The sequence below is a fragment of the Pseudomonas sp. B1-22 genome (genome assembly GCF_050474425.1).
Classification (GTDB): domain Bacteria; phylum Pseudomonadota; class Gammaproteobacteria; order Pseudomonadales; family Pseudomonadaceae; genus Pseudomonas.
Genome location: NZ_JBCHVH010000002.1, coordinates 623,600 through 650,577, shown reverse-complemented (window position 1 = coordinate 650,577; position 26,978 = coordinate 623,600). Strand labels below are relative to the sequence as shown.

At 66.1% G+C, this 26,978-nt stretch carries 24 protein-coding genes; 12 read left to right on the top strand and 12 right to left on the bottom strand.

The genetic code is table 11. The features are described 5' to 3' along the window. Positions 1–137: 137 nt before the first annotated feature. Entirely contained in the window at positions 138–2,501 is a 2,364-nt protein-coding gene (locus tag ACQ5BL_RS09850) for a heavy metal translocating P-type ATPase (protein WP_243808721.1), read from the bottom strand. 88 nt (positions 2,502–2,589) lie between these two features. Here ACQ5BL_RS09850 and cadR point away from each other — a divergent pair, with 88 nt between their 5' ends. Continuing rightward, positions 2,590–3,057 carry a Cd(II)/Pb(II)-responsive transcriptional regulator gene (cadR, locus tag ACQ5BL_RS09845; protein WP_243808722.1) on the top strand — a complete coding sequence of 156 codons (468 nt, stop codon included), beginning with the start codon at positions 2,590–2,592 and terminating at the stop codon, positions 3,055–3,057. A gap of 99 nt (positions 3,058–3,156) precedes the next feature. On the opposite strand, the gene ACQ5BL_RS09840 is transcribed toward cadR, so the two are convergent. After that, complete coding sequence (locus ACQ5BL_RS09840; RefSeq protein ID WP_243808723.1) at positions 3,157–3,504, bottom strand: pilin assembly protein; 348 nt, start codon at positions 3,502–3,504, stop codon at positions 3,157–3,159. A gap of 209 nt (positions 3,505–3,713) precedes the next feature. On the opposite strand from ACQ5BL_RS09840, the gene ppc reads away from it, so the two are divergent. From ppc to ACQ5BL_RS09805, 7 genes are all read left to right on the top strand, one after another. Continuing rightward, positions 3,714–6,350, top strand: a complete 2,637-nt coding sequence (gene ppc, locus ACQ5BL_RS09835; RefSeq protein WP_243808724.1) for a phosphoenolpyruvate carboxylase — start codon at positions 3,714–3,716, stop codon at positions 6,348–6,350. A gap of 248 nt (positions 6,351–6,598) precedes the next feature. Beyond that, a complete protein-coding gene (adk, locus tag ACQ5BL_RS09830) occupies positions 6,599–7,246 on the top strand; it encodes an adenylate kinase (RefSeq protein WP_207885474.1) in 648 nt (215 codons plus the stop codon). 89 nt (positions 7,247–7,335) lie between these two features. Further along, entirely contained in the window at positions 7,336–8,010 is a 675-nt protein-coding gene (gene tsaB / locus ACQ5BL_RS09825; protein ID WP_243808725.1) for a tRNA (adenosine(37)-N6)-threonylcarbamoyltransferase complex dimerization subunit type 1 TsaB, read from the top strand. Between the two features lie 68 nt (positions 8,011–8,078). Further along, positions 8,079–8,426, top strand: a complete 348-nt coding sequence (locus tag ACQ5BL_RS09820; RefSeq protein ID WP_243808726.1) for a hypothetical protein — start codon at positions 8,079–8,081, stop codon at positions 8,424–8,426. Positions 8,427–8,430: 4 nt separating this feature from the next. Next, the gene (locus ACQ5BL_RS09815) at positions 8,431–9,288 is read left to right on the top strand and encodes a DUF72 domain-containing protein (protein WP_243808727.1); all 858 of its coding nucleotides are present in this window, start codon (positions 8,431–8,433) and stop codon (positions 9,286–9,288) included. A 75-nt stretch (positions 9,289–9,363) separates the two neighbouring features. Further along, positions 9,364–10,191, top strand: coding sequence for an isocitrate lyase/PEP mutase family protein (locus tag ACQ5BL_RS09810; protein WP_243808728.1), 828 nt, complete (start codon positions 9,364–9,366; stop codon positions 10,189–10,191). A 63-nt stretch (positions 10,192–10,254) separates the two neighbouring features. Beyond that, positions 10,255–11,037: a class I SAM-dependent methyltransferase gene (locus tag ACQ5BL_RS09805; protein ID WP_243808729.1), complete on the top strand. Its 783-nt coding sequence runs from the start codon at positions 10,255–10,257 to the stop codon at positions 11,035–11,037. 108 nt (positions 11,038–11,145) lie between these two features. On the opposite strand, the gene ACQ5BL_RS09800 is transcribed toward ACQ5BL_RS09805, so the two are convergent. Continuing rightward, positions 11,146–11,778, bottom strand: a complete 633-nt coding sequence (locus ACQ5BL_RS09800) for a TetR/AcrR family transcriptional regulator (RefSeq protein ID WP_207885468.1) — start codon at positions 11,776–11,778, stop codon at positions 11,146–11,148. Positions 11,779–11,874: 96 nt separating this feature from the next. Between ACQ5BL_RS09800 and ACQ5BL_RS09795 the strand changes: the two genes are divergently transcribed. Together ACQ5BL_RS09795 and ACQ5BL_RS09790 are read left to right on the top strand one after the other, a co-directional pair. Continuing rightward, complete coding sequence (locus ACQ5BL_RS09795) at positions 11,875–12,978, top strand: efflux RND transporter periplasmic adaptor subunit (RefSeq protein ID WP_243808730.1); 1,104 nt, start codon at positions 11,875–11,877, stop codon at positions 12,976–12,978. 6 nt (positions 12,979–12,984) lie between these two features. Then, on the top strand, positions 12,985–16,053 hold the full coding sequence (locus ACQ5BL_RS09790) for an efflux RND transporter permease subunit (RefSeq protein WP_430293106.1): 3,069 nt from the start codon (positions 12,985–12,987) through the stop codon (positions 16,051–16,053). 329 nt (positions 16,054–16,382) lie between these two features. On the opposite strand, the gene ACQ5BL_RS09785 is transcribed toward ACQ5BL_RS09790, so the two are convergent. From ACQ5BL_RS09785 to plsB, 5 genes are all read right to left on the bottom strand, one after another. Next, entirely contained in the window at positions 16,383–17,060 is a 678-nt protein-coding gene (locus ACQ5BL_RS09785; RefSeq protein WP_243808732.1) for a DUF4197 domain-containing protein, read from the bottom strand. A 162-nt stretch (positions 17,061–17,222) separates the two neighbouring features. Next, entirely contained in the window at positions 17,223–18,242 is a 1,020-nt protein-coding gene (locus ACQ5BL_RS09780) for an NAD-dependent epimerase/dehydratase family protein (RefSeq protein WP_207885464.1), read from the bottom strand. A 56-nt stretch (positions 18,243–18,298) separates the two neighbouring features. Beyond that, the gene (locus ACQ5BL_RS09775; protein ID WP_243808733.1) at positions 18,299–19,471 is read right to left on the bottom strand and encodes a glycosyltransferase; all 1,173 of its coding nucleotides are present in this window, start codon (positions 19,469–19,471) and stop codon (positions 18,299–18,301) included. A gap of 138 nt (positions 19,472–19,609) precedes the next feature. Continuing rightward, complete coding sequence (locus tag ACQ5BL_RS09770) at positions 19,610–20,056, bottom strand: low molecular weight protein-tyrosine-phosphatase (protein WP_243808734.1); 447 nt, start codon at positions 20,054–20,056, stop codon at positions 19,610–19,612. A gap of 96 nt (positions 20,057–20,152) precedes the next feature. Further along, positions 20,153–22,660: a glycerol-3-phosphate 1-O-acyltransferase PlsB gene (plsB, locus tag ACQ5BL_RS09765; RefSeq protein ID WP_243808735.1), complete on the bottom strand. Its 2,508-nt coding sequence runs from the start codon at positions 22,658–22,660 to the stop codon at positions 20,153–20,155. A 168-nt stretch (positions 22,661–22,828) separates the two neighbouring features. On the opposite strand from plsB, the gene ACQ5BL_RS09760 reads away from it, so the two are divergent. After that, a complete protein-coding gene (locus ACQ5BL_RS09760; RefSeq protein WP_207885460.1) occupies positions 22,829–23,299 on the top strand; it encodes a YMGG-like glycine zipper-containing protein in 471 nt (156 codons plus the stop codon). Between the two features lie 465 nt (positions 23,300–23,764). Continuing rightward, a complete protein-coding gene (locus ACQ5BL_RS09755) occupies positions 23,765–23,974 on the top strand; it encodes a cold-shock protein (RefSeq protein WP_207885459.1) in 210 nt (69 codons plus the stop codon). Positions 23,975–24,043: 69 nt separating this feature from the next. Here ACQ5BL_RS09755 and ACQ5BL_RS09750 read toward each other — a convergent pair whose 3' ends face one another. The 4 genes from ACQ5BL_RS09750 to dapE form a co-directional block, all read right to left on the bottom strand. Next, on the bottom strand, positions 24,044–24,415 hold the full coding sequence (locus ACQ5BL_RS09750; RefSeq protein ID WP_243808736.1) for a hypothetical protein: 372 nt from the start codon (positions 24,413–24,415) through the stop codon (positions 24,044–24,046). A 151-nt stretch (positions 24,416–24,566) separates the two neighbouring features. Continuing rightward, positions 24,567–25,376: a putative RNA methyltransferase gene (locus ACQ5BL_RS09745; RefSeq protein ID WP_243808737.1), complete on the bottom strand. Its 810-nt coding sequence runs from the start codon at positions 25,374–25,376 to the stop codon at positions 24,567–24,569. Beyond that, positions 25,376–25,561: a hypothetical protein gene (locus tag ACQ5BL_RS09740; RefSeq protein WP_243808738.1), complete on the bottom strand. Its 186-nt coding sequence runs from the start codon at positions 25,559–25,561 to the stop codon at positions 25,376–25,378. The genes ACQ5BL_RS09745 and ACQ5BL_RS09740 overlap by 1 nt, the downstream gene beginning before the upstream one ends. Then, positions 25,558–26,715: a succinyl-diaminopimelate desuccinylase gene (gene dapE / locus ACQ5BL_RS09735; protein ID WP_243808739.1), complete on the bottom strand. Its 1,158-nt coding sequence runs from the start codon at positions 26,713–26,715 to the stop codon at positions 25,558–25,560. Before dapE ends, ACQ5BL_RS09740 begins: the two co-directional genes overlap by 4 nt. Positions 26,716–26,978: the final 263 nt, after the last annotated feature.

Below are 26,978 nucleotides of genomic sequence, written 5' to 3'. Positions count from 1 at the left end.
CGGAGTCCGCTCCTACAGGTTGAATCCGCTGCGCCTTGGTAGGAGCGGGCCATGCCCGCGATCCGCCGGCAAGGCCGGCGTCGTTCTCGAGCAAGCTCGCTCCTGCAAGGGCGGGAGTGAGTCTGAAGCTCAGGACATCAGCCCCGGTAACGCAACAACCTCAACCCGTTGAACACCACCAGCAGGCTGGCGCCCATATCGGCGAACACCGCCATCCACAGCGTGCCTTCGCCGGCCAGGGTCAGCGCCAGGAACACCGCCTTGATCCCCAGCGCCAGGCTGATGTTCTGGATCAGCACCCGATGGGTCTGGCGCGACAGGCGAATGAAGGACGGCAGCTTGCGCAGGTCGTCATCCATCAGCGCCACGCCGGCGGTTTCGATGGCGGTGTCGGTGCCCGCCGCGCCCATGGCGAAGCCGATGTCGGCGCGGGCCAGGGCCGGGGCGTCGTTGATGCCGTCGCCGACCATGCCGACGCGCTTGCCACCTTCCTGGCGCTGCTTCACTTCGTTGAGCTTGTCCTCCGGCAGCAGGTTGCCCTGCGCCGCATCGATGCCCACCTGGGCGCCGATGGCGGCGGCGGTGTGCGGGTTGTCGCCGGTGAGCATCAGGGTCTTCACGCCCAGCTCGTGCAACTGCGCCACCGCCTCGCGGCTGGTTTCCTTGACCGCATCGGCCACCGCGAACAGGGCCAGCGGACCTTCGGCATCGAGCAGCACGATCACCGTCTTGCCCTGCTGTTCGAGGGCGTCGAGGCGGGCTTCCAGTTCCTTTGAGCACAGCTCCAGTTCTTCCACCAGGCGGTGGTTACCCAGGTGATAGGTACGGCCGTCGATCTCGCCCTTCACGCCACGGCCGGGCAGGGCGGTCAGCTCGCCAACGCCGTAGAGCGCAAGGTTTTCCGCTTCGGCGGCACGGGCCACGGCCTGTGACACCGGATGGTCCGAGCGCGCGGCCAGGCTGGCGGCCAGGACGCGCACATCGGCTCCGGCCAGTTCGCGCAGCGCCGTGTAGTCGGTCTGGCGCGGGCGGCCTTCGGTCAGGGTGCCGGTCTTGTCCAGGGCGATCCAGTCCAGCGAGCGGCCCAGTTCGAGGAATACCCCGCCCTTGATCAGGATGCCGAGGCGTGCCGCCGCCGAAAGGCCGCTGACGATGGTCACCGGGGTGGAGATCACCAGGGCGCAGGGGCAGGCGATCACCAGCAGCACCAGGGCGCGGTACACCCAGTCCAGCCAGGCACCGCCGAAGAACAGCGGCGGCAGCAGGGCAGTGGCGATGGCGATGAGGAACACCACCGGGGTGTAGATGCGCGAGAACTGGTCGACGAAGCGTTGGGTCGGCGCGCGCGAGCCCTGGGCTTCTTCCACGGCGTGGATGATCCGCGCCAGGGTGCTGTCGTCGGCGACGCGGGTGACGCGGTATTCCAGCGCGCTCTCGCCGTTGATGGTGCCGGCGAACAGGGTGTCACCGGCCTGTTTCTCCACCGGCAGGCTCTCGCCGGTGATGGGCGCCTGGTTGACGCTGGAGCGACCGTCGAGCACTTCACCGTCCAGGGCGATGCGCTCGCCGGGGCGCACGCGGACGCGGGCGTTCAGCGCCACCGACTTGGCTGGCAATTCGCGCCATTCGCCGTCGACCTGCACGGTGGCCTGTTCCGGCGCCAGTTGCAGCAGACCGCGAATGGCATTGCGCGCACGCTCCAGGGATTTCGCCTCGATCAGCTCGGCGATGGCGAACAGCACGGCGACCATCGCCGCTTCTGGCCACTGGCCGATCAGCATGGCGCCGGTCACGGCGATGCTCATCAGGGCGTTGATATTGAGGTTGCGGTTCTTCAGCGCGATCCAGCCCTTGCGGTAGGTCGGCAGGCCGGCGCCGAGGATGGCCGCGACGGCCAGCGCCGCCACCAGCCACTGCGGACCGATGGCGAACCATTCGAAAAATTCCGCGCCCGCTGCCGCGACAGCGCCCAGCGCCAGCGGCCACCAGGGTTTCTGCTTGGCGGGTTGTGCGGAGGCAAGGGCGTTCTCGTCCAGCGGCTCGGCCTGCATGCCGAGGGACGCCACCAGTTTCTGCAGCGGCTCGATGCTGTCGAAGCGGTGCTGTACCCGCAGCAGGCGCTGCATCAGGTTGAAGTCGAGGTCTTCCACCGCCGACACGCGGCCGAGGGCGTCGCGCAGCAGGCGTTCTTCGGTAGGGCAATCCATGGCTTCGATACGCAGGCTGGTCCAGCGCAGTTCGCCGCTGGCAGCGCCGCCTGCCGCCGTTGCGGCTTCCTGCGCGAGCGCACGGCGATCCTCACCATGATCGTGATCGTGATCGTGATCGTGATCGTGATCATGGCCGTGGCCGTGGCCGTGGCCGTGGTTGTGAGCGGCAGGTTCGGCCGCTGGCGCGCGGAGTAGTGCGCCCTTGTCGCAGCCGCAGCATGCTGTGGCGTCGCTGTGTTCCTGATCCTGGACGGGGCCGTGGATGATCGGGCCCTGGCGATTGGCAGTCATGTCGTCCGTTCCTGTTTGACGAGTTGCTGCCGATTGCACACCCTGTAGTAACTACAGAGTCAAGCCGTCTTTACCCAGGAGGTTGAAGATGAAGATCGGTGAACTGGCGAAGCTGACCGGTTGCCCGGTGGAGACCATCCGCTATTACGAGCGCGAGGGCCTGCTGCCGGAGCCGTCGCGCAGCGAGGGCAACTACCGGCAGTACGATGCCATTCATGTGGAGCGCCTGTCGTTCATCCGCCATTGCCGCTCGCTGGACATGACCCAGGAGGAAATCCGCATCCTGCTGGGCCTGCGTGATCGCCCCGAGTCCGACTGCGGCACCGCCAACCGGCTGATCGACGAGCATTTGCACCATGTCGAAGTGCGGATCGCCGAGCTGCAGTCGCTCAGCCAGCAACTGCGCGACCTGCGTGCGCGTTGCAGCGGCGAGGGCAACAGCGAGGATTGCGGCATCCTGCGCGAGCTGGAGCAGCCGGCGGAGCCGTCGGTCGTTCCGGAAGCCTGCGCCGAGGCGGGGCACCTGCATGTGCCCGGCGTCCACGGCCGGCATTGATTGCACCCTGTAGGAGCGCCCCATGGGCGCGATCGCGGGCGTGGCCCGCTCCTACAAGGGCGAGATCAAATGCCCCGGCGATTGCCGGGGCGTTTTCGTTCAGGAGTGGTTGGCCTGCCCCTCGGTATCCGTCAGTTCATGCAGGTACTTGCGCGACAGCTGCAGGAAGCGCGGCGTCGGGCCGATGTCCTCGTAGATCGGATCACCCTGTTCGTCCTGCGCCACCACCTTCTGTCCCTTCACATAGGGGAAGCTCGCTTCCAGCTCCTCCAGCGCCGAACCGACCAGTTCCCCCAGGAGCTCCTCGGCGCTGCGCTTGGGGTACATGTCGTGCAAAGCCGCCAGCCGCGCGGCGGTCTCCACGTCCAGCGGAATGCTGTAGTGATGCTTGGTCATGCGCCCCCTGGCGTTCTGTTCCCAATGGCGTACCAGATCGCGGATTTTCATGTTCACCTCTGTGGCCCGTTCGTGGCGGGCATGTGGGGCGGGCCTCGTGGGTCCGCCTGGGGGTTTTCCCGAGCGCTTCGGGATCACTTTGAGCCTAGTCGCTGTCCGAGCTGGAAGGCTGGCGTTCGTCGCACGCTTGTCAGTGTGTGTCGCCAGCGGCACTGTGTAGAACGCTTAGCCATCAAGGACTCTCAATCAAGGAGACAGTCATGGCCGATATCGATGCGCGCCTGCGCGAGGACGTTCACCTGTTGGGCGAGCTGCTGGGGCAGACCATTCGCGCCCAGTACGGCCAGGGCTTCCTCGACAAGATCGAACTCATCCGCACCGGCGCCAAGGCCGCGCGGCGCGGCTCGGCGGACGGCGCCCGGCAACTGACGGCGACCCTCGACGCACTGAGCGAGGACGAACTGCTGCCGGTGGCGCGGGCCTTCAATCAGTTCCTCAACCTGGCCAACATCGCCGAGCAGTACCACCGCATCCGCCGGCGCACGCCCAAGGAGCCGGAACCCTTCGAGAACCGCGTGCTGGGCGAACTGCTCGGCCGCCTGCGCAAGTCCGGCCTGGGCGCCGAAGGGCTGGCGCGGCAGGTGGCGGACCTGGAGATCGAGCTGGTGCTGACCGCGCACCCCACTGAAGTGGCGCGCCGCACCCTGATCCAGAAATACGACGCGATGTCCGCACAACTGGCCGCCGACGACCATACCGACCTGTTGCCGGAGGAGCGCGAAGCCGTGCGCCAACGCCTGCAGCGGCTGGTCGCCGAGGCCTGGCACACCGACGAAATCCGCCGCACCCGGCCGACCCCGGTGGATGAAGCCAAATGGGGCTTCGCGGTCATCGAGCACTCGCTGTGGCAGGCGCTGCCGGCCTTCCTCCGGCACGTCGACGCCACCCTGAAGCAGACGCTGGGCGAGCGCTTGCCGCTGTCCGCCGCGCCAATCCGCTTCGCCTCCTGGATGGGCGGCGACCGCGACGGCAACCCCAACGTTACCGCCGCCATCACCCGCGAAGTCCTGCTGCTGGCGCGCTGGATGGCCGCCGACCTCTATCTGCGCGATGTCGACAGCCTGGCTTCGGACCTCTCCATGCAACAGGCCAGCGACGAGCTGCGCGCCGAGGTGGGCGACGTTGCCGAACCCTATCGTGCGCTGCTCAAGCAACTGCGCGAACGCCTGCGCGCCACCCGCGCCTGGGCCGAGCGGGCCATCCACAGTGGCGAAGCGCCGTGCGCGGAGGTGCTGCAGGACAACCGCGAACTGCTCGAACCCCTGCAGCTCTGCTACCGCTCGCTGCACGACTGCGGCATGGGCGTGATCGCCGACGGCGCGCTGCTCGACTCCCTGCGCCGTGCTGCCACCTTCGGCCTGTTCCTGGTGCGCCTGGACGTGCGCCAGGACTCCACGCGCCACGCTCGTGCGATGAGCGAAATCACCGAGTACCTCGGTCTGGGCAACTACGCCGAGTGGGACGAAAGCGTGCGCCAGGAATTCCTCCTGGAAGAATTGGCCAGCCGCCGCCCGCTGCTGCCGGCCAACCACCAGGCCTCGCCGGAAACCGCCGAAGTCCTGGCGACCTGCCGGGTGGTGGCCGAGGCGCCGGCGGCGTCGCTGGGTTCCTACGTCATCTCCATGGCCGGGCAGCCCTCCGACGTGCTCGCCGTGCAGCTGCTGCTCAAGGAGTGTGGGCTGCAGCGACCGATGCGCGTGGTGCCGCTGTTCGAGACCCTGGACGATCTGGACAACGCCGGCCCCTGCATCGACCGTCTGCTTAGCCTGGACAGCTACCGCACCGGCCTGGCCGGCCCGCAGGAAGTGATGATCGGCTACTCCGACTCGGCCAAGGACGCCGGCACCCTGGCCGCCGCCTGGGCGCAGTACCGCGCGCAGGAGGCTCTTGTGGATATCTGCCGCAACCACGACGTTGAGCTGCTGCTGTTCCATGGCCGTGGCGGCACCGTCGGCCGTGGCGGCGGCCCGGCCCACGCGGCGATCCTCTCGCAGCCGCCGGGCTCGGTGGCCGGGCGTTTCCGTACCACCGAGCAGGGCGAGATGATCCGCTTCAAGTTCGGCCTGCCGGGCATCGCCGAACAGAACCTCAACCTCTATCTCGCCGCCGTGCTGGAAGCCACGCTGCAACCGCCGCCCGTGCCGGAACCGGCCTGGCGCGAGGAGATGGACCGGCTCGCCGCCGACGGGCTGGCGGCCTATCGCGCGGTGGTGCGGGAGAACCCGCAGTTCGTCGACTACTTCCGCGAGGCCACGCCGGAGCAGGAGCTGGGCCGTCTGCCGCTGGGCAGCCGTCCGGCCAAGCGCCGCGAGGGCGGCGTGGAGAGCCTGCGGGCGATTCCCTGGATCTTCGCCTGGACCCAGACGCGGCTGATGCTGCCGGCCTGGCTGGGCTGGGAAAACGCCCTGCTCAACGCCATCGAACGGGGCGAAGGCGCCTTGCTGGGGCGCATGCGCAAGGAGTGGCCGTTCTTCACCACGCGCATCGACATGCTGGAGATGGTGCTGGCCAAGGCCGACCGGGAAATTGCCCAACTTTATGACGAGCGACTGGTGCAATCGGAACTGCGACCATTAGGTGCACATTTACGCGACCTATTGTCGCAGTCGGTGCGCGTGGTGCTGGGGCTGACCGGGCAATCCCAGTTGCTCGGCAACGCCGCCGAGACGCGCGAATCGATCGGTGTGCGCAACACTTACCTGGACCCGCTGCACCTGCTCCAGGCCGAACTCCTCGCGCGCTCCCGGCGCTGCGCGGGCGACGCCTGCGGCGGTCTGGAGCAGGCGATGCTGGTCACGGTGGCGGGTATCGCCGCCGGTCTGCGCAACACCGGCTGAGGTCGCTCGACCCCCCACTAATGGTGGATTGCACGACCCCGAAATGGGGGTAATTTGAAGGCTGATCGAGGGTGGTTTTCCCGCCCGCGATCGGCGTGTACGGTCGCCGAGGGCGGCTTGTATGGTGGGGGGCCGCTGTGTATCGTGAGCAACCTTTCGGCGCGCATTTGCGCCATTAAAAGCATGATGAGATTGGCCCCAAGAGGCGGATCCGTGATTTCGCTTAACAAGTATTAAGGAGCATATCGATGCGTGTGATTCTGCTCGGGGCGCCCGGTGCCGGCAAAGGTACCCAGGCTCGCTTCATCACTGAGAAGTTCGGCATTCCGCAGATCTCCACCGGCGACATGCTGCGTGCGGCGGTCAAGGCCGGCACCGAACTGGGCCTGAAGGCCAAGAGCGTGATGGACGCCGGCGGTCTGGTCTCCGATGACCTGATCATCAACCTGGTGAAAGAGCGCATCGCTCAACCCGACTGCGCCAAGGGTTTCCTGTTCGATGGCTTCCCGCGCACCATTCCCCAGGCCGAGGCCATGAAGGAAGCCGGTGTCACCATCGACAACGTGATCGAGATCGCCGTGGACGACGAGGAAATCGTCGGCCGCATGGCCGGTCGTCGCGTACACGCCGCCTCCGGCCGCGTCTACCACATCCAGCACAACCCGCCGAAGGTGGAAGGCAAGGATGACGTGACCGGCGAAGACCTGCTGCAGCGCGAAGACGACAAGGAAGAAACCGTGCGTCACCGCCTGTCGGTCTACCATTCGCAGACCAAGCCGCTGGTCGATTTCTACCAGAAGCTGGCCGCCGTCGAAGGCACCCCGAAGTACACCCGCGTCGAAGGTGTCGGCTCGGTGGAGCAGATCACCGCCAAGGTGTTCGCCGCTCTGAGCTGATTGCCCCGCGCAATGCCAAAGGCCCGCACAATGCGGGCCTTTGGCGTTTATAATGCCTCCCCTTTTTTTGACGTCTTATGGAAAACACCATGCCCACGCTGCTGGCCCTGGATACCTCGACCGAAGCCTGTTCCGTCGCGCTGCTGCATGACGGTCGCCGGTATGTTCGCCACGAGGTGATCCCGCGCCTGCACGCCCAGCGCCTGCTGCCGATGGTGCAGGACATCCTCGGCGAAGCCGGTATCGAGCTGGCCGCCGTGGACGCCATCGCTTTCGGTCGCGGCCCCGGCGCCTTCACCGGCGTGCGCATCGCCATCGGCGTGGTCCAGGGCCTGGCCTTCGCGCTGCAGAAGCCGGTGCTGCCGATTTCCGATCTGGCGGTGCTGGCCCAGCGTGCCCACCGCGAGCATGGCGCGAGCCAGGTGGCTGCGGCCATCGATGCGCGCATGGACGAGGTGTACTGGGGCTGCTACCGCGTGGAGCAGGGCGAGATGCGCCTGGCCGGCGCCGAAGCGGTGCTGCCGCCGGAGCGCGTGGCGCTGCCGGGCGACGCCCAGGGCGAATGGTTCGGCTCCGGCACCGGCTGGGGCTTCGAGGAGCGCCTGGCGGTGAAGGTCGCGGCCCATGACGCCAGCCTGCTGCCCCACGCTGAAGACCTGCTGACCCTGGCCGAATTCGCCTGGGCGCGCGGCGAAGCGGTTGACGCAGAGCAGGCCCAGCCGGTTTACCTGCGCGACAACGTGGCGACCCCCAAGAAGGCCTGATCCATGCCAATTGCCAAGGCATGGGGCCCTCGTTAGAGTGATGGCTATCCCCTCCGAGTTTCCACGAAATGCGTATCGACGGTCTCGTTTCCACTTCCCAGGCGCCTGAGCGCACTGCCCGCACGGGCACTGCGGTCACGCCCTATCGGGAAGTGCAGCGTGACCTCGAATCCCGCCGCGAGCGACCCGCGCCGGCCTCGGCCAGTCAGGGCTTCGAGCAGCAGCCGCAAGCGCGCCGCGTCGAAGCCGGCAACGCCAGCAGCTACAGCGTGCCGGCCACCCTGCGCGACAATCTCGACTACCAGCGCCCGCTGAGTTCCCGCGCCGCCCAGGCGCTGGCCAGCTACGCCAGCACCGCCAGCATGGGCGGCCAGTACGAGGGCCAGGAAGTCCTGGGTCTCGACCTCTACGCCTGATTCCATGAGCTTGCCGTACTACCTGGGCTGTCCCTCGTGGAATGAGCCGGCCTGGCGCGGCACTTTCTATCCCGACGATCTGCGTGCTGCCGAGACGCTGGGTTTCTATTCCCAGGTGTTCAACGCGGTGGAAGGCAACACGACCTTCTACGCCCGGCCTAATGCCGAGACCTTGAGGCGTTGGGCGCAGACCATGCCGGCGGACTTCCACTTCTGCGCCAAGCTGCCCCGCGACATCAGCCACGAAGGCGACCTGCGCGGGCAACTGGAAAACACCCAGGACTTCCTCGACCTGCTGGCGCCGCTGGGCGAGCGGGTCGCGCCGCTGTGGCTGCAGGTGTCCGCGAGTTTCGGCCCGGATCGTCTTGGCGAGCTGGCGGCCTGGCTGGATGCCTTTGCCGAGCGGCGGATGGCGGTGGAAGTGCGGCACCCGGCGTTCTTCGCCAAGGGCGAGGAGGAGCGAGCGCTGAACCGGCTGTTGCTGGATCGCGGTGTCGAGCGCATCTGCCTGGACTCCCGCGCACTGTTTGCCTGCCGCTCGGACGACCCCGCGGTGCTGCATGCGCAGTCGAAGAAGCCGAAGGTACCGGTGCGTCCGGCGGCCTTCAGCGACAGCCCGCAGGTGCGCTTCATCGGTGGTCCCGATCTGCAGGCCAACGCCGCCTTCCTTACGCCGTGGATCGCCAAGGTGGCGGAGTGGATCGAGCAGGGGCTGACGCCCCACGTCTTTCTGCACACCCCGGACAACCACCGCGCGGCCGAGCAGGCGCAGCGTTTCCACGCGCTGTTGCGCGAGCGCCTGCCGGGCTTGCCGGCGCTGGTGGTGCCTGCGCCTGAAGTGGAACAGCTGGGCCTGCTCTGAGCGGCCAACTGTGCATGGCGGGTCGGCGGTGAGGGGACTAACCTGCTCCTTCCCCTGTTCGGCAAGGAGATGGCCATGACCCATCAACAACTGCGCGGCGAAGCGTTCCGGGCGCTGCACCAGCGCGACGGTCTGTTCGTTCTGCCCAACCCCTGGGACGCCGGCTCGGCGAAGATGCTCGCCCATCTGGGCTTCGAAGCGCTCGCCACTACCAGCGCAGGTCTGGCATTTGCCCTGGGTCGCCCTGACGCTGAGGGCGCGGTGAGCCGAGAGGAGGCATTGGCCAATGCGCGGGCGATCATCGAGGCCACGCCGCTGCCGGTGGCTGCCGACCTGGAAAACGGTTACGGCGACGAACCGGAGGACTGCGCCGAGACTATCCGTCTTGCCGCCGCCTGCGGGCTGGTCGGCGGCTCCATCGAGGACGCCAGCGGGCGTCCGGATGCGCCGATCTACCCCCTGGAACTGGCCGTGGAGCGAGTCGCCGCCGCCGTGCAGGCCGCTCGCGCACTGCCGTTCCCCTTCACCCTGGCGGCGCGGGCGGAGAACCTGCTGCACGGTCGTAACGACCTGGACGACACCATCAAGCGCCTGGTGGCCTTCGCCGAGGCCGGCGCCGACGTGCTCTACGCGCCGGGGCTGAAAACGCGGGAGGAGATCGCCGCGGTGGTCAGCGCCGTCGCGCCAAGGCCGGTCAACGTGCTGGTAGGCTCGCCGGCGTTGCAGGTGAGTCTGCAGGAGTTGGCCGAGCTGGGCGTGAAGCGTGTCAGCGTCGGTTCGAACCTGGCTCGAGTGGCCTTCGGTGCCTTCTTCAGCGCCGCCGAGTCGCTGGCAAAGGGAGACCTGAAGCCAATGGGCGGGGCGATGCCGTTCGACCGGATCAATCAGCTGTTCCGTAGTTGAGCCCTTGAGTCCGTAGAGGGCCGGGCTGCGCTAGAATCGCGGTTTTTTCCAGGATCGCCCGTCATGACCGAGACCCTTACCCCGCCGCGCATCGTCGTCCAGGCGCTGGCGCCTGCCTGGCAGGCTGCCGCCGAGCAATGGGCGCAGCGGCTCGGGTTGCCGATGGGCGAGGGTGATGCGGACTTCGCCCTGCAACTGGGCGACGATGGCTTGCAGCTGCTGCAACTGGGGCCGGATTCGCCCGGTCCGGTGCGGGTGGACTTCCTCGAAGGCGCCACTGCGCACCGTCGCCAGTTCGGCGGCGGCGCCGGGCAGATGATCGCCAAGGCGGTCGGTATCCAGCAGGGGGTGCGTCCCCGTGTGCTGGACGCCACCGCTGGGCTGGGCAAAGACGCTTTCGTGCTGGCGACCCTGGGTTGCGAGATGGATCTGACCGAGCGCCAGCCGATCATCGCTGCGCTGCTGGAAGACGGGCTGACTCGTGCGGCGGGGGATTTCGAGGTGGGCGCCATCGTCGCGCGCATGCGTCTGTTGCAGGGCAACGCCATCGAGCGCATGGCCGCCTGGGAAGGGGAGGCGCCGCAGGTGATCTACCTCGACCCGATGTTCCCACACCGCGACAAGAGCGCGTTGGTGAAGAAGGAAATGCGCCTGTTCCGCCCGCTGGTGGGCGACGACCTGGACGCTCCGGCGCTGCTGGAGGCGGCATTGAAGCTGGCCAGCCACCGCGTGGTGGTCAAGCGCCCGCGCAAGGCACCGATCATCGAGGGACAGAAGCCGAGCTACAGCCTCGAAGGCAAGTCCAGCCGCTATGACATCTATCCGCTGAAAAGCCTGAAGGGCTGAGCCTACGCGCCTGCCGGCGCGTTTCGCGGGCATGGCCCGCTCCTACAGGGGAACATCGAAGCAATTGTAGGAGCGGGCCATGCCCGCGATCAGCCGGTCACGGCTGCATCAGGGCGCAAAGGCCTTGAGGAACAATGCCACCACCTCCTGCACATGCGCCTCGGCTTCCGCTTCCGTGGGCGCCGTCTCGCAGCCGATCAGCAGACGGAAGTGCACGCAGCCCTGCACCAGCATCAGGAAGTGCTCGGCCGCCCGGCGCGGGCTGTCCATCTGCAACTTGCCCTGCTGGCGCGCCTGCTCCAGCAGGCGCTCCATCAGGTCCAGCACACGTTGCGGGCCGGCCTCGAAGAACAGCTGCGACAGGTGCGGGTTCCCCGCGCCCTGGGCCACCATCAGCCGGCTCAGGGAGATCGCCTCGGGGCTGTTGATCAGCTGGTTGAAACCACGCGCCAGGGTCAGCAGCAGGCTTTCGAAGGGCGCGTCGGCCGGCGGCTCGGCGAACAGCTCGGGCATGCGCTCGGCGCACTTGGCCTGAACCGCTTCGACGAACAGCGTCTCCTTGTCGGTGAAGTGGCTGTAGACGGTCAGTTTCGACACGCCAGCCTCGGCGGCGATGGCTTCCATGCTGCTGCCGTCGTAGCCGAGGCGAATGAACAGGTCCTTCGCCGCGTCGAGGATGGCCTTGCGTTTGGCGGGGTCCTTGGGGCGACCCGGCCCATTGGAGGGAGTCGTGAGTGACATGTTTTTACATTTCTAATACTGGACTGGTGGGTTCTGTATTTTTACTATACCGGGGAGTATAAGAATTCAACCGCGCTTTGCGAAAGGTCACACATCATGTTCCGCCATGCTCTGTCTGTCGCGCTCCCCGTCGTCCTTTCCCTGTCCCTGGCCGCCTGCGGTTCCGGCGAGCCGCCCAAGCCGGCGGTACGCCCGGCCATGGTGGTGCAGCCGTTGCCGGCGCGGGATGTTACCGAAGCCTACCCCGGCGAGGTACATGCCCGGCATGAGCCGGAGCTGGCTTTCCGCATTGGCGGCAAGGTCAGCCGACGACTGGTCGAGGTGGGCGAGCGCGTGAAGAAGGACCAGCCGCTGGCCGAGCTCGATCCGGAAGATGTGCGCCTGCAGCTCGAAGCCACCCGCGCCCAGGTGGCCGCCGCCGAGGCCAACCTGCAGACCGTGCGTTCCGAATACGCCCGCTACAAGACGCTGCTCGAACGCCAACTGGTCAGCCAGTCGCAGTTCGACAACATCGAGAACACCTACCGCGCCGGCGAGGCGCGGCTGAAGCAGATTCGCGCCGAGTACGACGTGGCCCGCAACCAGGCGGACTACGCGATTCTGCGTGCGCCCCAGGACGGCGTGATCGCAACGCGCCGGGTGGAAGTGGGGCAGGTGGTCGCCGCCGGGCAGACCGTCTTCACCCTGGCCGCCGACGGCGATCGCGAAGTGCTGATCAGCTTCCCCGAACATGCCATCGACCGCTTCCGCATTGGCGAGGCGGTGAGCGTCGAACTCTGGTCGCAGCGCGACAAGCGCTTCAGCGGCAAGATCCGCGAGTTGTCGCCGGCCGCTGATCCGCAGTCGCGCACCTTCGCCGCGCGGGTCGCCTTCGATGACACCAAGGTGCCCGCCGAGCTGGGCCAGAGTGCGCGGGTCTACATCCAGGCCGCCGGCAAGGTGCCGCTGGCGGTACCGCTGGCGGCGGTGACCGCCGAGGGTGGCAAGCCGTTCGTCTGGGTGGTCGATCCGAAGAATTCCACCCTGCACCGCCGCCCGGTGCGCATCGGCCCCTTCGCCGAGGACCGCGTGCCGGTGCTCGAAGGGCTGAGCAGCGACGACTGGGTGGTGGCCGCGGGCGTGCAGGTTTTGCGTGAAGGGCAGGAGGTACGGCCGGTCGATCGGGAAAACCGTTCGGTCAAGCTGGTGGCGAAGGAGTAACGCCCGATGCAATTCAACCTTTCCGCCTGGGCGCTGCAGAACCGTCAGATCGTCCTGTTCCTCATGCTGCTCCTGGGTATCGTCGGTGCGCTGTCCTACACCAAGCTGGGGCAGAGCGAGGACCCGCCGTTCACCTTCAAGGCCATGGTGGTGAAGACCAACTGGCCGGGCGCGACCGCCGAGGAAGTCTCGCGCCAGGTGACCGAGCGCATCGAGAAGAAGCTGATGGAAACCGGCGACTACGACCGCATCGTTTCCTTCTCCCGCCCCGGCGAATCCCAGGTCACTTTCATCGCCCGCGAGGATTTCCGCTCCCGCGATATCCCCGAGCTCTGGTACCAGATCCGCAAGAAGGTCAGCGACATTCGCTACACCCTGCCGCAGGGCATCCAGGGGCCGTTCTTCAACGACGAGTTCGGCACCACCTTCGGCAATATCTACGCGCTGTCGGGCAAGGGCTTTGACTACGCGGTGCTCAAGGATTACGCCGACCGCCTGCAACTGCGGCTGCAGCGGATCAAGGACGTGGGCAAGGTCGAGCTGGTCGGCCTGCAGGACGAGAAGATCTGGATCGACCTGTCCAACACCAAGCTCGCCACCCTCGGCCTGCCGCTGGCGGCGGTGCAGAAGGCGCTGGAAGACCAGAACGCGGTGACCGCCACCGGCTTCTTCGAAACCACCACCGACCGCGTGCAACTGCGCGTCTCCGGCCGCTTCGATTCGGTGGAGGACATCCGTGCCTTCCCGATCCGCGTCGGCGACCGCACCTTCCGCATCGGCGACGTGGCCGAGGTGCACCGGGGCTTCAACGACCCGCCTGCGCCGCGCATGCGCTTCATGGGCGAGGACGCCATCGGTATCGCCGTGGCCATGAAGGACGGCGGCGACATCCTGGTACTGGGCAAGGCGCTGGACGCCGAATTCGCGCGCCTGCAGCAGACCCTGCCGGCGGGCATGGAGCTGCGCAAGGTGTCCGACCAGCCAGAGGCGGTGCGCGAGAGCGTGGGCGAGTTCGTCCGCGTGCTGGCCGAGGCGCTGATCATCGTGCTGCTGGTGAGCTTCTTCTCCCTCGGCCTGCGCACCGGCCTGGTGGTAGCACTGTCGATTCCGCTGGTGCTGGCGATGACCTTCGCTGCCATGTACTACTTCGGCATCGGCCTGCACAAGATTTCCCTCGGCGCGCTGGTGCTGGCGCTGGGCCTGTTGGTGGACGACGCGATCATCGCCGTGGAGATGATGGCGGTGAAGATGGAGCAGGGCTACGACCGCCTCAAGGCGGCGAGTTACGCCTGGACCAGCACCGCCTTCCCGATGCTCACCGGCACCCTGGTGACCGCCGCCGGCTTCCTGCCGATCGCCACTGCGCAATCCGGCACCGGCGAGTACACCCGTTCGCTGTTCCAGGTGGTGACCATCGCACTGCTGGTGTCCTGGATCGCCGCCGTGGTGTTCGTGCCCTACCTGGGCGAGAAGCTGCTGCCGGACCTGGCCAAGCGTTACGCGGAGAAGCACGGCGGCACCGACAAGGGCCACGACCCGTATTCGACCGCCTTCTACCAGCGCTTCCGCCGCGTGGTGGAGTGGTGCGTGCGCTACCGCAAGACGGTGATCCTCCTCACCGTGGCGGCCTTCATCGGCTCGATCATGCTGTTCCGCCTGGTGCCGCAGCAGTTCTTCCCGCCGTCGGCGCGCCTGGAACTGCTGGTGGACCTGAAGCTGGCCGAGGGCGATTCGCTCACCGCCACCGCCGAGCAGGTCAACCGCCTGGAGAAGATGCTGGCCGAGCATCCGGGCATCGACAACTACGTCGCCTACGTCGGCACCGGTTCGCCGCGCTTCTACCTGCCGCTGGACCAGCAACTGCCGGCGGCGAGCTTCGCCCAGTTCGTGGTGCTGGCGAAGAACCTGGAGGCCCGCGAGGAAATCCGCCAGTGGCTGATCAAGCACATGAACGAGGATTTCCCCACGCTGCGCACCCGTATCAGCCGCCTGGAGAACGGCCCGCCGGTGGGCTATCCGGTGCAGTTCCGCGTCTCCGGCGAGCACATCCCGGAAGTCCGTGCGCTGGCGCGCAAGGTCGCCGACAAGATGCGCGAGAACCCCCACGTGGTGAACGTGCACCTGGACTGGGAGGAGCCGAGCAAGGCGGTGTTCCTCGATATCGACCAGGAGCGCGCCCGCGCCCTCGGGGTGAGCACGGCGGACATCTCGCAGTTCCTGCAGAGCTCGCTGACCGGCTCCACCGTGAGCTTCTACCGCGAGGACAACGAGCTGATCGAAATCCTCCTGCGCGGCGACGAGCGCGAACGGCATGACCTGTCGCAGTTGCCGAGCCTGTCGATGCAGACCAGCAGCGGCCGCAGCGTGGCGCTGTCGCAGGTGGCGACCCTGGAGTATGGCTTCGAGGAAGGCATCATCTGGCGGCGCAACCGCCTGCCGACCGTGACCGTGCGCGCCGACATCTATGACGACTCGCTGCCGGCGACCCTGGTGAAGCAGATATCGCCGACCCTGGACCCGATCCGCGCCGAGCTGCCTGACGGCTATCTGCTGGAGGTTGGTGGCACCGTGGAGGATTCGGCCAAGGGGCAGAACTCGGTGAACGCCGGCGTGCCGCTGTTCATCGTGGTGGTGCTGAGCCTGCTGATGATCCAGCTGCGCAGCTTCTCGCGGATGATCATGGTGTTCCTCACCGCGCCGCTGGGGCTGATCGGCGTGACCCTGTTCCTGCTGGTGTTCCAGAAGCCCTTCGGCTTCGTGGCGATGCTCGGCACCATCGCGCTGGCCGGGATGATCATGCGCAACTCGGTGATCCTGGTGGACCAGATCGAACAGGACCGTGCCCACGGCCTGGACACCTGGCACGCGATCATCGAAGCCACGGTGCGGCGCTTCCGTCCCATCGTGCTGACCGCGCTGGCGGCGGTGCTGGCGATGATCCCGCTGTCGCGCAGCGTGTTCTTCGGGCCGATGGCGGTGGCGATCATGGGCGGCCTGATCGTTGCCACGGCGCTCACCCTGCTGTTCCTGCCGGCGCTGTATGCGGCGTGGTTCAGGGTGAAGAAGGAAGCCTGAGAGGGCTGCGGAGTGGACCTGTAGGAGCGGGCCATGCCCGCGAATCGCGCGCATGGCGCGCTCCTACAGGCTAGCTCCGGCGTTTCGGTTCCCGTAGGAGCGGACCTTGTCCGCGAAGCCCCGCGCCACGCCGGCGTTGAAGGACGAGCGCTGTGGACGGATCGGGCGTCATGCCGAGGTGATTCCCTGGTGGCAACCAGCCCGCCGCGATGGATTTCGCGGACAAGGTCCGCTCCTACACCAGCCGGTCATTACCGCGTTTCCCCGTAGGAGCAGGCATGAAAAAGCCCGGCAGATGCCGGGCTTTTTCATTGTCATGCTGAAGAAATTCAGAGCACCCCGAACACCTTCTTCGCCATCCCCGTGGCCGCGGCGGCCGGGTCCTGGCGGATGCTCTTCTCCTGCTCGGCGATGATCTTGAACAGGCCGTCCAGCGCTTCCTCGGTCACGTAGTTCTCGACGTTGGCGCTCTTGGCGTCGACCACGCCGAAGGCGGCGGCCTGGCTGGCGAAGGCGTTGTACTGCTTGGCCACCCCGACCTGGTCGGTGGCCTGCTTGATGATCGGCAGGAACTTGGCGCGCAGCTGTTCGCGGCTGCTGCGGTTCAGGTAGTCGGTGGCGGCATGGTCGCCACCCTGGAGGATGCCCTTGGCGTCGGTCACGGTCATCTTCTTCACCGCATCCACCAGCAGCGCCTGGGCCTGCGGCATGGCGGCCTCGGCGGCCTTGTTCATGCTGGCTTCCAGCTGGTCGACCTGGGCGCCCATGCCGAACTGCTTCATGGTCCTGGCGGCCTTGCCCAGCTTGCCGGGCAGCTCGATGCGTACCTGCGGGTCATTGCTGAAGCCGCCGGGCTGGCTGAGCTGTTTCACGGCCACCTGCGCGCCCTGGGTCAGAGCGTCCTTCAGACCGGTGGATGCGTCGCTCTGGCTGAGGTCGGAGAGGGACAGGGCGAAGGCGTTGACGGAGAGCAGGGCGCCGGCCAGCAGGGCAGGGATTCGCAACATCGAGACTTCCTTGAGCGAAGCTCGGCGGCCAGGCTGGCCGTCGAGGTGAAAATGAGGCGCGGAGAGTAACGGACGGAGGCCGTCGGGGAAAACCCGGAGGTGCGATGAATCAGCGCACAGGGACGAAGCATTGGAACATGCCGGGTGCGACGGGTTCCCTGGTCAGCGCCATTCTTCGGGCGCGGCGGACTTCCAGTCGCTGAAGGCGGACTTCAGGTCGAACTGATAGGGGTAACCCAGTTCGACGAGGCGAGCGGGATGGATATTGTTGGAACGCACCAGCTTGCGGATACGCACCGGGCTGAACGGGTGGCGAATGCCCAGTGGGCGGGCGACCAGGTCTATGCAATGGGCGGCGCCAAGCAGGACGTGGAAGGGGATTTCCGGCACGCGCCGTTTAACCCCGGCCACCTGGCAGACGGTATCGACATAGTCCTGGATCGACGGCCCGGGATTCATCGACATGTTGAACAGTGAGTAGTGCTCCCCCTGGGCCTTCTGCCGTTCGAGCATCCAGTACATGGCATTGCACAGCTCCTTGACGTAGGTGCCGGCCTTCCGGGTATCGCGGTTGCCCATGTAGAAGAAGTAGTGACGCAGCACCGCCTTGATCAGGCGCGAGACATTGCCGCCCTCGCCGGGACCGAACACCACGCCGGGCCGCACGATCACCAGGTGCCGCGTGTCCTGGTCGGCCGCGAGCCAGGCCAGGTGCATCTTCTCCGCCACCAGTTTCGATCCGCCATAGGCGGTCATGGGGACGGGCAGCGAGCGCTCGTCCTTCTGTTCCTCGCTCGGCCCGTAGGGAGAGATCGAACTGGTGAAGATGATGTCGTTGCAACCCACGCGTTCGGCCCAGGCACAGACATGCTGGGCGCCCTGCAGGTTGGTCTCGTAATACTCGAAGTCGTCATGACCGGGTTCGCGATGCACGGCGGCGAAGTTCGCGATGAGCGAAATCGATTCCGCGGGCGTCCAGTCGATGGGTTGGCGAACATCGCCGCGAACCTCGACGATGCCGGCAGATTCCTGCACCAGCCTGGTTCGATAGGGGAAAGGCTTGTCGGCGACCTGTTCCTTGTCGAACAGATAGACCTTTTCGAAGGCTCCCGTTGCCAGCAGGTGCCTGGCAAAGAAAACGCCTATGAAGCCGGAGCCTCCGAAGATGACGGCACAGCGCATGATGGACCTGCAATGGGTGAGTATTCACCGGTCATGAAAACGGGATGGCCACCGGTTCAGGAGTGCTGCCTGACTTCGTGAGGTGAGCCGGGGTCGTGTCTTTCCGTTGAGGGCGTCTGGGTCAGTGCCTGGTTCACGAATGCCTTGATGCGCTGCTGGAATACGGGTTTTGCGAAACGCTGCGCATGCAGGTGCATTTCTGCCGGAGTGAAATCGAACTCGCCACGCTCAAGCTGCCTGACGGCCTCCATCAATGCATCGACGCTTTGTTCCTGAAACAGAATGCCGGTCTTGCCATGAATGACGGTGTCCAGGGCGCCGCCTTTTCCATAGGCGATCACCGGAGCGCCTGCCGCCATGGCTTCGACCGGGACGATGCCGAAATCCTCCATCCCCGGGAAAATCAAACCTCGGCAGCGTTGCAGCAGATCCTGAATGACTGAAAAGGGCTGACGCCCCATCAACTTGACGTTTGGCGCGGCGATCTTCGTCAACGACTCGAACAGCTCGCCTTCGCCGACAACCACCAGAGGGAGTCCGAGCCTGTTGAAGGCTTCGACCGCCATGTCGGCGCGTTTGTAGGCGACCAGCTGGCCCAGGCACAGATAGAAGTCATCCCGCTCCAGCCGCGGATTGAAGTCCGAGACGTTGACGGGGGGAAAGATGATTTCCGAGTCGCGCCGGTAGAACTTCCGGATGCGCGATGCAACGAAGGTCGAGTTGGCGATGAAGTAGTCGACGCGGTCCGCCGAAAGCCTGTCCCAGACCCTGAGCCAGTGGGCAATGACGGGGAACAGTGTTCGAACGAAACGCCCCTCTCCGGACAGGTACTCATGGTACATGTCCCACACGTAGCGCATGGGCGAATGGCAATAACAGATGTGAACGGCGTCAGGGCGGGTAATGACGCCCTTGGCCGGGCCGGATTCGCTACTGATGATCAGGTCATACGGCGTGAGATCGAGCTGTTCGAGCGCAAGCGGCATGAGGGGCAGGTATTTCTGATAGTGCCTGCGCGCTTTGGGCAGTTTCGAAATGAATGTCGTGCCTATCTTTCCCTGGAAGTTTCCAGGCAACGCCTGGCGCACGACCTGCTCATCGCAGACATGGATGAAGATATCCGCATCGGGATACAGCTCCGCAATTGCGGAGCAGACGGCCTCGCCGCCACGATTGCTCAGCCACCAGTAGTGGATGATCGCGACCTTGGTGATATGAGGTGTCTTCATATTCAGACGCAGGCTCCGAGTCAGTTGAGCGACTACCTGGAGAGACCAAACTGCGGAATATGGTCGGGCAGAACCTCAGCGTAGTCTTTTTGCTACGCGGTCGTGGCAGAGCGGACGCTACGTTTGTCGGCCGTCGAACTATCGGCGCGCCAGCAGGCGCTCTGCCCAGCTGGCCACGGCACGCTCGATCAACCCGTAGCTATGCTCGAAGGCTTCCGGTCCCTGGCGGTACGGGTCGGGAATCTCCTGCTCGCTTTGCCACTTGCCGAGCAGGAAGATCTTCCCGCGTGTTTCGGGGACGCGCTGGATCATGCTCTGGATCTGGCCCTGCTCCATGGTCAGGATCAGGTCGGCCTCATGGGCAAGCTCGGCGGTCAGTTGGCGTGCGCGGTGCGATGGCGGACAATGACCGTGGTGCTGGAGGGTGGCCAGGGCGGTGCCGTCGATGGGATGGTCGACCAGCGCGCCGAGCCCGGCGGAGCTGACGGCGATGTCACTGCCCTGCAAGGCTTCGCGCAGCAGGTGCTCGGCGATGGGGCTACGGCAGATGTTGCCGGTGCAGACGATCAGAATCCTGTCGAACACGAGGGCGTTCCTGACCGCGGAAAGGGGGGATCGCCAAAAATCTATCGACCGTGACAAGCAGGCGTCAAGCGGCCGGTATCAACCGGCCGCTGCCTTTCAGTTCCCCGGAGTGACCGCAGGCTGTTCGGCCGGTGTTGCCGGGTTCGGCTGCTCCAGCGCAACCTGGCGGATGGAGAGCCGGATTTCCGCCGGCAATACCCGTTTGGCCGCGCCCTCGGCCAGCTCGCCCAGCAGTTCGTGGAAGCTCAGCTTGCCGTTCTCGTCCTTGCGCAGCACGTCTTCCTCCAGCAGCGTCTGGATGAAATGGCGGAACAGGCTCTTGTCGAAGAACTCGGGGGCGTTCAGGCCGTGCAGGATCGACAGGCGCTGGGCCATGACGGTGCAGAGGTTTTCCAGTTCCTCGGCGGTGAGCTGCTTCTGTCCGGCGTTGAGCACGAGAGAGATGGACATGTAGAAGCGTTGCAGCGTCTGGGTGATGGCACGGGCCAGCAGGGTCAGCAGTACGAACTGGCGCGAGCTGGGCGCCGGGCGGATGAAGGTGTCGTTCTCCTGCCTGAGCAGTTCGCCGTCGACCATGGCTTGCAGCCACTGGTCGACCACCGCGTCCAGCTCGTCCAGATTCCAGCGGATGAACAGCTCGGCCTGGAGATACGGATACAGCGCGCGGGTGTAGCGCAGCAGCTGCTCGCGGCTGATCCGCCCGCTGTTCTGGAAGAAGCTGGCGATCAGCGCAGGCAGGGCGAAGATGTGCAGGATGTTGTTGCGGTAGTAGGTCATCAGCACCGCGTTCTGCTCGTCGAGGTAGCAGATGCGGCCGAGGGCGTCCTTCTGCTCGCTGAGCAGGTTCATGCTCTTCACGTATTCGATCTGCTGCTGGCCGTCGCCGTCGGGCAGGGTGGCGCTGGGCGAGTAGGGCACCTTGCGCAGCAGGCCGAGGTAGAGGTCGATGACCCGCGCCAGGGCGGTTTCGTCCAGCGCCAGGCGGGTGGTGGAGAGCAGCGCCAGGGCCACCAGGTTCACCGGGTTGATCGCGGCGGCGTCGTTGAGATGACGGGCGACGTCGCGGGCCAGGTGATTGGTGGCTCCCGACAGCCAGGCCGGGCGGAACTCCGGGGCCAGTTCCTGCTGGCGCCAGTCCGGCTGCTGCTGGTCGAGGAAGCGGTCGAGGTGGATCGGCTCGCCGAAGTTCACCCAGACCTGCCCGAAGCGCTGCTTCAGTGCGCCGATGACCTTGAAGATGTCGAAGATCGACTCCTTCTTCTTCGCCGCGCCGCGCAGTTCGCCCAGGTAGGTGCGGCCTTCGAGCACGCGCTCGTAGCCGATGTACACGGGGACGAAGACGATGGGGCGGCGCGAGTCGCGCAGGAAGCTGCGCAGGGTGATCGCCAGCATCCCGGTGCGCGGGTGCAGCATGCGCCCGGTGCGCGAGCGGCCGCCTTCGACGAAGTATTCGGTGGAGAAGCCGCGGCTGAACAGGGTGTGCAGGTATTCGTTGAACACCGCGGTGTACAGCTGGTTGCCCTTGAAGCTGCGACGCATGAAGAAGGCGCCGCCACGGCGCAGGATCGAGCCGACGATGGGCATGTTGAGGTTGATGCCGGCGGCGATGTGCGGCGGGGTCAGGCCGTTGCGGAACAGCAGGTAGGACAGCAGCAGGTAGTCGATGTGGCTGCGGTGGCAGGGCACGTAGACGATCTCGTGGCCCTGGGCGACGTCCTGCACGCGCTCGATGTGGTTGACCTTCACGCCCTCGTAGAGCTTGTTCCAGAACCAGGTCAGGGTCACTTCGAGGAAACGGATCACCGGGTAGGAGACATCGGCGGCGATCTCGTTGGCGTAGCGCAGCGCGGTGGCCTCGGCCTTCTCCTGGGAGATTTTCTGGGTTTCGCACTCTTCCTGGATCGCCTGGCGCACCAGCGGCGCGCGCAGCAGGCCCTTGACCAGGGTGCGGCGGTGGGAAAGGTCCGGGCCGATCACGGCGGTCTTCTGGTTGCGGAAGTGCACCCGCAGGATGCGTTGCACCATGCGCAGAGTGCGCGCGTGGCCCTTGTTCTGCTCCACCAGCTCACGCAGATGGATGGGCGCGGAGAACTGCACGCGGGTCTTGCGGCCGAGGATCAGGATGCGCGCCAGCTTGCGCAGGCGCCCGGTCACCGCCCAGTTGTCGGCGAACAGCAACTTCCAGGCGCTCTTTTCGCTATCCGGCGATTGTCCCCAGAACACGCTGACGGGGACGATCTGCGCGTCGTCGATCCCGTTCTGGCCAATCGCATTGAGCGTGCGTACCAGCGTCGGCGGTGCGCCGCGCTTGTCCTGGCGGCCAAGCCAGTCGGGCTCCGGAGTCAGGTAGAAGAAGGCCGCGGGCTCGATGGACTCGCCGATGGCGACCGGCATCACCGGGCGCGGCAGGCCGGCCTTGCGGCATTCTGTGTCGACCACGGCCAGATCGCTGACCGAGGGCTGCTGCAGGACGTAGAGGACCGGTTTGCTGCGGTCGATCTTCAGGCTGAAGGCCGACTGGTTGATGGTTTCCGAGCGCACCCAGAGGTACAGCAGGCGGCGCAGGGCACCAAAACCGAAGCGGCGGAACGGGTAACGAGGCATACAGGCCCTATGGCTGGCAGAAATAAAACGAGCGATTGCTCAGGAGCGTTAGTGTGCCGGATCGGCGGGTCTGCGGCAAAGCCGCAGGCGGCTGGTCGGCGGCAGCGAACGCCGTATCGGCAGGGACTATCCTGCTAACTCAGGGTTCCCATTTATGGAGGTGGAACGATGCGTAAAGTGACTTTTGGATGCTTGTTGGCGCTGGTCTGCATAGCGCCGGCAGGAGCGCAGACGGTGGTGCCGCTCAATGGCCAGAGCAGCCAGCAGGTGCAACAGGACATGGACTACTGCAACGGGGTTGCCGCCAATGCCGCGAGTAGCTCGACCACCAGCACCGACCCGAAGGTCGGCGGGCGGGTGCGGGGTGCGGCCAGGGGCGCGGCCGCCGGGGCGGTGGCCGCCGAAGTGCGTGGCCAGCAGCACGACGAAATCTACGACCGGGCCAGCGATGACGCCAAGCAGCAGTACCGGCAGAACCGTGCCGGCGAAGTCGCCGCCGCCGGGGCCGTGGTGGGGGCATCCCGCCAGCGCCAGGATCGCCGTCAGGACCGCCGCAACCAGCAGGCCACGCAGAGCCAGGCGAGTTCCTCGGCCTACAGCAGCTGCCTGCAGGGGCGTGGCTACCAGGTCAACCCGTGATACCTCGCGACCGCAGGCGGTGTCGGCCATTTGAGGGTTTCGCCGTGGGCGAGTTTCTGGCACTGCGTCCGATCGCTATGCAGGGACGCAAACCCTGATCGGAAAAGTGGCTCCGGGTGTTGCGAAAACGCCCGGAACCATCGTGCAAAGTTGTGCAGGAGTCCAAGTTCGAAACACTTTCGTTACGCTGGGTAACGAGCACCAAAATGGCCCTGCAAGCCCCGTAAAATGGCACTTTGGCTCGATGAGTCACAGGCGCGCGGACTTGTTGAAAAAGTGCTTTTCAGCTGTAACTTTTGATTTATATACTCGGGATCGCGGTCGCCTTCGGGCGTTATTCGAATTGCCTTCCAACGCGCCTCGGGCTCGGGTCGGATGATGCGGAAAACGTTCAGTCGGACGAGCCGTCGAAGTCCTCATTTCGGGGGCCACCCAAAAATAATAGGCAAGTTGGAGAGTGTGGTAATGGCTGATCGTGAGGTCGGAACCGTCAAGTGGTTCAATGACGCCAAAGGTTATGGATTCATTCAACGCGATAGCGGTCCGGACGTTTTCGTTCACTACCGTGCCATTCGTGGCGATGGTCACCGCTCCCTGGCCGAAGGCCAGAAAGTGGAGTTCTCGGTGATCCAGGGTCAGAAAGGCCTCCAGGCGGAAGACGTCGCCAAGGTCTGAGCCCCCGAAGACGACAAAGGCCCGTCCAATGGACGGGCCTTTGTTTTTACAGCCTTGCGCAGGACGGCTTCAGCCCGTGCGCCAGGTGATCTCCTCGACGCCGGCGGCGGTGACCTTCAGCCAGCGGTCCGCATCTTCCTCGCCCTGATCCTCGCTCCAGCTCCCCGGTGCGCAGCGCACCTCGACGTCCAGCGCGGCGCAGGCATCGCGGGCGCAGGCGACATCGTCGTCCCATGGGGTCTTGTCACTGTCCAGGAACAGGCTGTTCCACTTGCCCACGGCCTTGGGCAGCCAGGTGGCGGGAATGCTGCCGGCGGTGCACTTGAAGGTCTCGCCCTGGGCGCGCCATTCGGAGCAGGGGCCAAGGGCCTTTTCCAGCCAGGCGCTGACGGCGGCCTGGTCGGCATCCTTGATGTAGATCTCGATATCCGGTTGGCGCATGGCGTCCTCGTAAGCCGGTTCAAGGCCGAGCCGAGCGATGCTCAGGCCAGGCAAAAATAGGTTCAAAAGCGCAGTTTACGTGGAGTAAATGAGCACTTTGAACCTGTTTTTAACGCCGCATGGGCGAGCGCAGGCCGGCCTTGGGCCGGCTTCAGGGTTCCTGGCGTTCCAGCCAATCGTAGCGTACCGCGACCGTCACCTCGAAGGGCTCGGCGAGGATGCGCTCGCGCCGCTCGGGGTTGACCCGCCAGCCGTGGGGCGTCATCGCCAGCAAGTGTTCGCGGGCTTCGCGGGTGTGCAGCGGCAGCTTGAAGCTCAGTTGCTCGCTGTGCGCCAGTTTCAGCTCTTCGGGCAGGTCGGCGAGGTGCTTGTCTTCGACGTACTCGCGCACTTCGTCGTACAGGCGCTGGCGCAGCTCCAGCAGATGGTCGCGGGCCGGGCCCAGGCGCAGCACGCCGCCGCCGGGCGTCAGCAGGCGCGCCGCTTCCTTCCAGTCGATCGGGCTGAATACGCTGGCCAGCAGCTGACAGGAGGCGTCGGCCAGCGGCACGCGAGCCATGCTGGCGACCATCCAGGTCAGCTGCGGGGCGCGCTTGCAGGCGCGTTTCACGGCCTCGCGGGAGATGTCCAGCGCATAGCCGTCGGCCTGCGGCAGGGCTTCGCCCAGTTGCGCGGTGTAGTAACCCTCACCGCAACCGATATCCAGCCAGCGACCCGGCGTGCGTTCGGCGGCCAGTTCGGCCAGACGTTTCGCCAGCGGCGCGTAGTGTCCGGCGCCGAGGAAGTACCGGCGCGCCTCGACCATGGCGGCGTTGTCGCCCGGGTCGAGGCTCTTCTTGTGCTGCACCGGCAGCAGGTTCAGGTAGCCCTGGCGGGCGCGGTCGAAGCGGTGTCCGGCGGAGCAGGCGACGCCATTGTCGACCTCAGCGAGCGCCTCGCGGCAGAGCGGGCAGATCAGCATTACTTCTTCACCGGTGTCGGTGCCAGCGGCTGCGGCAGGTCGTTGCGCAGTACGGTCGGCAGGGAGCGGCGGCGCTGGGCGATCTGGTACACGCGCAGGGCGTAGCGGCGTTCGGCCGCCGGGGCGGGCGGCGGGGTGTCGGGCTGCACGGCGCCCAGGCAGAAGCCTTTGTTGTTTCCAGTCATGCCAGCAGTCGCACCAGGGTCTGATAGTAGATTTCGGTCAGCACATCGAGATCGCTGGCCAGAACGCGCTCGTCCACCTGGTGGATGGTGGCGTTGACCGGGCCGAGTTCGACCACCTGGGTACCCATGGTGGCGATGAAACGGCCGTCGGAGGTGCCGCCGGAGGTCGACGGGGTGGTCTCGCGGCCGGTGACGGCGAGGATCGCGGCGGCCACACCGTCGAGCAGCTCACCCGGTTGGGTGAGGAACGGCAGGCCGGACAGGGCCCAGTCGATGTGCCAGTCCAGGCCGTGCTTGTCGAGGATGGCGGCGACGCGCTGCTGCAGGCCTTCCACGGTGGACTCGGTGGAGAAACGGAAGTTGAAGATCACCTTCAGCTCGCCCGGGATCACGTTGGTCGCGCCGGTGCCGCCATTGATGTTGGAGATCTGGAAGCTGGTCGGCGGGAAGTAGTCGTTGCCGTTGTCCCAGTGCTCGGCGGCGAGCTCGGCCAGGGCCGGGGCGGCGAGGTGGATCGGGTTCTTCGCCAGGTGCGGGTAGGCCACGTGGCCCTGCTTGCCGCGCACGCTTAGGGTGGCGCCGAGGGAGCCGCGCCGGCCGTTCTTGACGATGTCACCCACCAGGGTGGTGCTCGACGGCTCGCCGACGATGCACCAGTCCAGGCGCTCGTTGCGGGCCTTCAGGCGCTCGACCACGGCCTTGGTGCCGTGATGGGCCGGGCCTTCCTCGTCGCTGGTGATCAGGTAGGCGATGCTGCCCCGATGGTCCGGGTGGTCGGCGACGAAGCGCTCGGTGGCGATGATCATCGACGCCAGGCTGCCTTTCATGTCCGCCGCGCCACGGCCGCAGAGCATGCCGTCGGCATCGATCAGCGCGTCGAACGGCTGGTGCTGCCAGGCCTGCTCGGGGCCGGTGGGGACCACGTCGGTATGGCCGGCGAAGCACAGCACCGGGCCATTGGCGCCGTCGCGGCCCTGGCGCAGGGCCCAGAAGTTATCCACCTCCTCGATGCGCATGGGCTCCAGGGCGAAGCCGCAGGCGCCCAGGCGCTGCATCATCAGCTGCTGGCAGTCGGCATCGACCGGCGTAACGGAGGGACGGCGAATCAGCTCGCAGGCGAGGGCCAGTGTCGGCGAGAGGGGCATCGAGGGCATCCTGGGGGTGGAACGGAAAAAGGCGCCCATCTTAAAGCAAAAACGCCGGCGTATGGCCGGCGTTCTTGGGAGGAGACGGATGGTGCATGAGCCGCTACACAAGGTCCCGGGATCGTAGGGCGTATAACGTTCGACGTTATACGCCGATTGACCTTGGCAGCAGGGCGCTCTGCGGTTGGCGCGGAGACGCCGCTCCAGGGCGTTTCAGGTTTGACCATGGCGCCGACGATGCGAGCGGTGTATCGGCGTACAACCGCGAACGG

Excerpts from the sequence above, each read along its gene's own strand:
- ACQ5BL_RS09850 (WP_243808721.1), bottom strand. The coding sequence starts at position 2,501 with ATGACTGCCAATCGCCAGGGCCCGATCATCCACGGCCCCGTCCAGGAT.
- cadR (WP_243808722.1), top strand. The coding sequence starts at position 2,590 with ATGAAGATCGGTGAACTGGCGAAGCTGACCGGTTGCCCGGTGGAGACC.
- ACQ5BL_RS09840 (WP_243808723.1), bottom strand. The coding sequence starts at position 3,504 with ATGAAAATCCGCGATCTGGTACGCCATTGGGAACAGAACGCCAGGGGG.
- ppc (WP_243808724.1), top strand. The coding sequence starts at position 3,714 with ATGGCCGATATCGATGCGCGCCTGCGCGAGGACGTTCACCTGTTGGGC.
- adk (WP_207885474.1), top strand. The coding sequence starts at position 6,599 with ATGCGTGTGATTCTGCTCGGGGCGCCCGGTGCCGGCAAAGGTACCCAG.
- tsaB (WP_243808725.1), top strand. The coding sequence starts at position 7,336 with ATGCCCACGCTGCTGGCCCTGGATACCTCGACCGAAGCCTGTTCCGTC.
- ACQ5BL_RS09820 (WP_243808726.1), top strand. The coding sequence starts at position 8,079 with ATGCGTATCGACGGTCTCGTTTCCACTTCCCAGGCGCCTGAGCGCACT.
- ACQ5BL_RS09815 (WP_243808727.1), top strand. The coding sequence starts at position 8,431 with ATGAGCTTGCCGTACTACCTGGGCTGTCCCTCGTGGAATGAGCCGGCC.
- ACQ5BL_RS09810 (WP_243808728.1), top strand. The coding sequence starts at position 9,364 with ATGACCCATCAACAACTGCGCGGCGAAGCGTTCCGGGCGCTGCACCAG.
- ACQ5BL_RS09805 (WP_243808729.1), top strand. The coding sequence starts at position 10,255 with ATGACCGAGACCCTTACCCCGCCGCGCATCGTCGTCCAGGCGCTGGCG.
- ACQ5BL_RS09800 (WP_207885468.1), bottom strand. The coding sequence starts at position 11,778 with ATGTCACTCACGACTCCCTCCAATGGGCCGGGTCGCCCCAAGGACCCC.
- ACQ5BL_RS09795 (WP_243808730.1), top strand. The coding sequence starts at position 11,875 with ATGTTCCGCCATGCTCTGTCTGTCGCGCTCCCCGTCGTCCTTTCCCTG.
- ACQ5BL_RS09790 (WP_430293106.1), top strand. The coding sequence starts at position 12,985 with ATGCAATTCAACCTTTCCGCCTGGGCGCTGCAGAACCGTCAGATCGTC.
- ACQ5BL_RS09785 (WP_243808732.1), bottom strand. The coding sequence starts at position 17,060 with ATGTTGCGAATCCCTGCCCTGCTGGCCGGCGCCCTGCTCTCCGTCAAC.
- ACQ5BL_RS09780 (WP_207885464.1), bottom strand. The coding sequence starts at position 18,242 with ATGCGCTGTGCCGTCATCTTCGGAGGCTCCGGCTTCATAGGCGTTTTC.
- ACQ5BL_RS09775 (WP_243808733.1), bottom strand. The coding sequence starts at position 19,471 with ATGAAGACACCTCATATCACCAAGGTCGCGATCATCCACTACTGGTGG.
- plsB (WP_243808735.1), bottom strand. The coding sequence starts at position 22,660 with ATGCCTCGTTACCCGTTCCGCCGCTTCGGTTTTGGTGCCCTGCGCCGC.
- ACQ5BL_RS09760 (WP_207885460.1), top strand. The coding sequence starts at position 22,829 with ATGCGTAAAGTGACTTTTGGATGCTTGTTGGCGCTGGTCTGCATAGCG.
- ACQ5BL_RS09755 (WP_207885459.1), top strand. The coding sequence starts at position 23,765 with ATGGCTGATCGTGAGGTCGGAACCGTCAAGTGGTTCAATGACGCCAAA.
- ACQ5BL_RS09750 (WP_243808736.1), bottom strand. The coding sequence starts at position 24,415 with ATGCGCCAACCGGATATCGAGATCTACATCAAGGATGCCGACCAGGCC.
- ACQ5BL_RS09745 (WP_243808737.1), bottom strand. The coding sequence starts at position 25,376 with ATGCTGATCTGCCCGCTCTGCCGCGAGGCGCTCGCTGAGGTCGACAAT.
- ACQ5BL_RS09740 (WP_243808738.1), bottom strand. The coding sequence starts at position 25,561 with ATGACTGGAAACAACAAAGGCTTCTGCCTGGGCGCCGTGCAGCCCGAC.
- dapE (WP_243808739.1), bottom strand. The coding sequence starts at position 26,715 with ATGCCCTCGATGCCCCTCTCGCCGACACTGGCCCTCGCCTGCGAGCTG.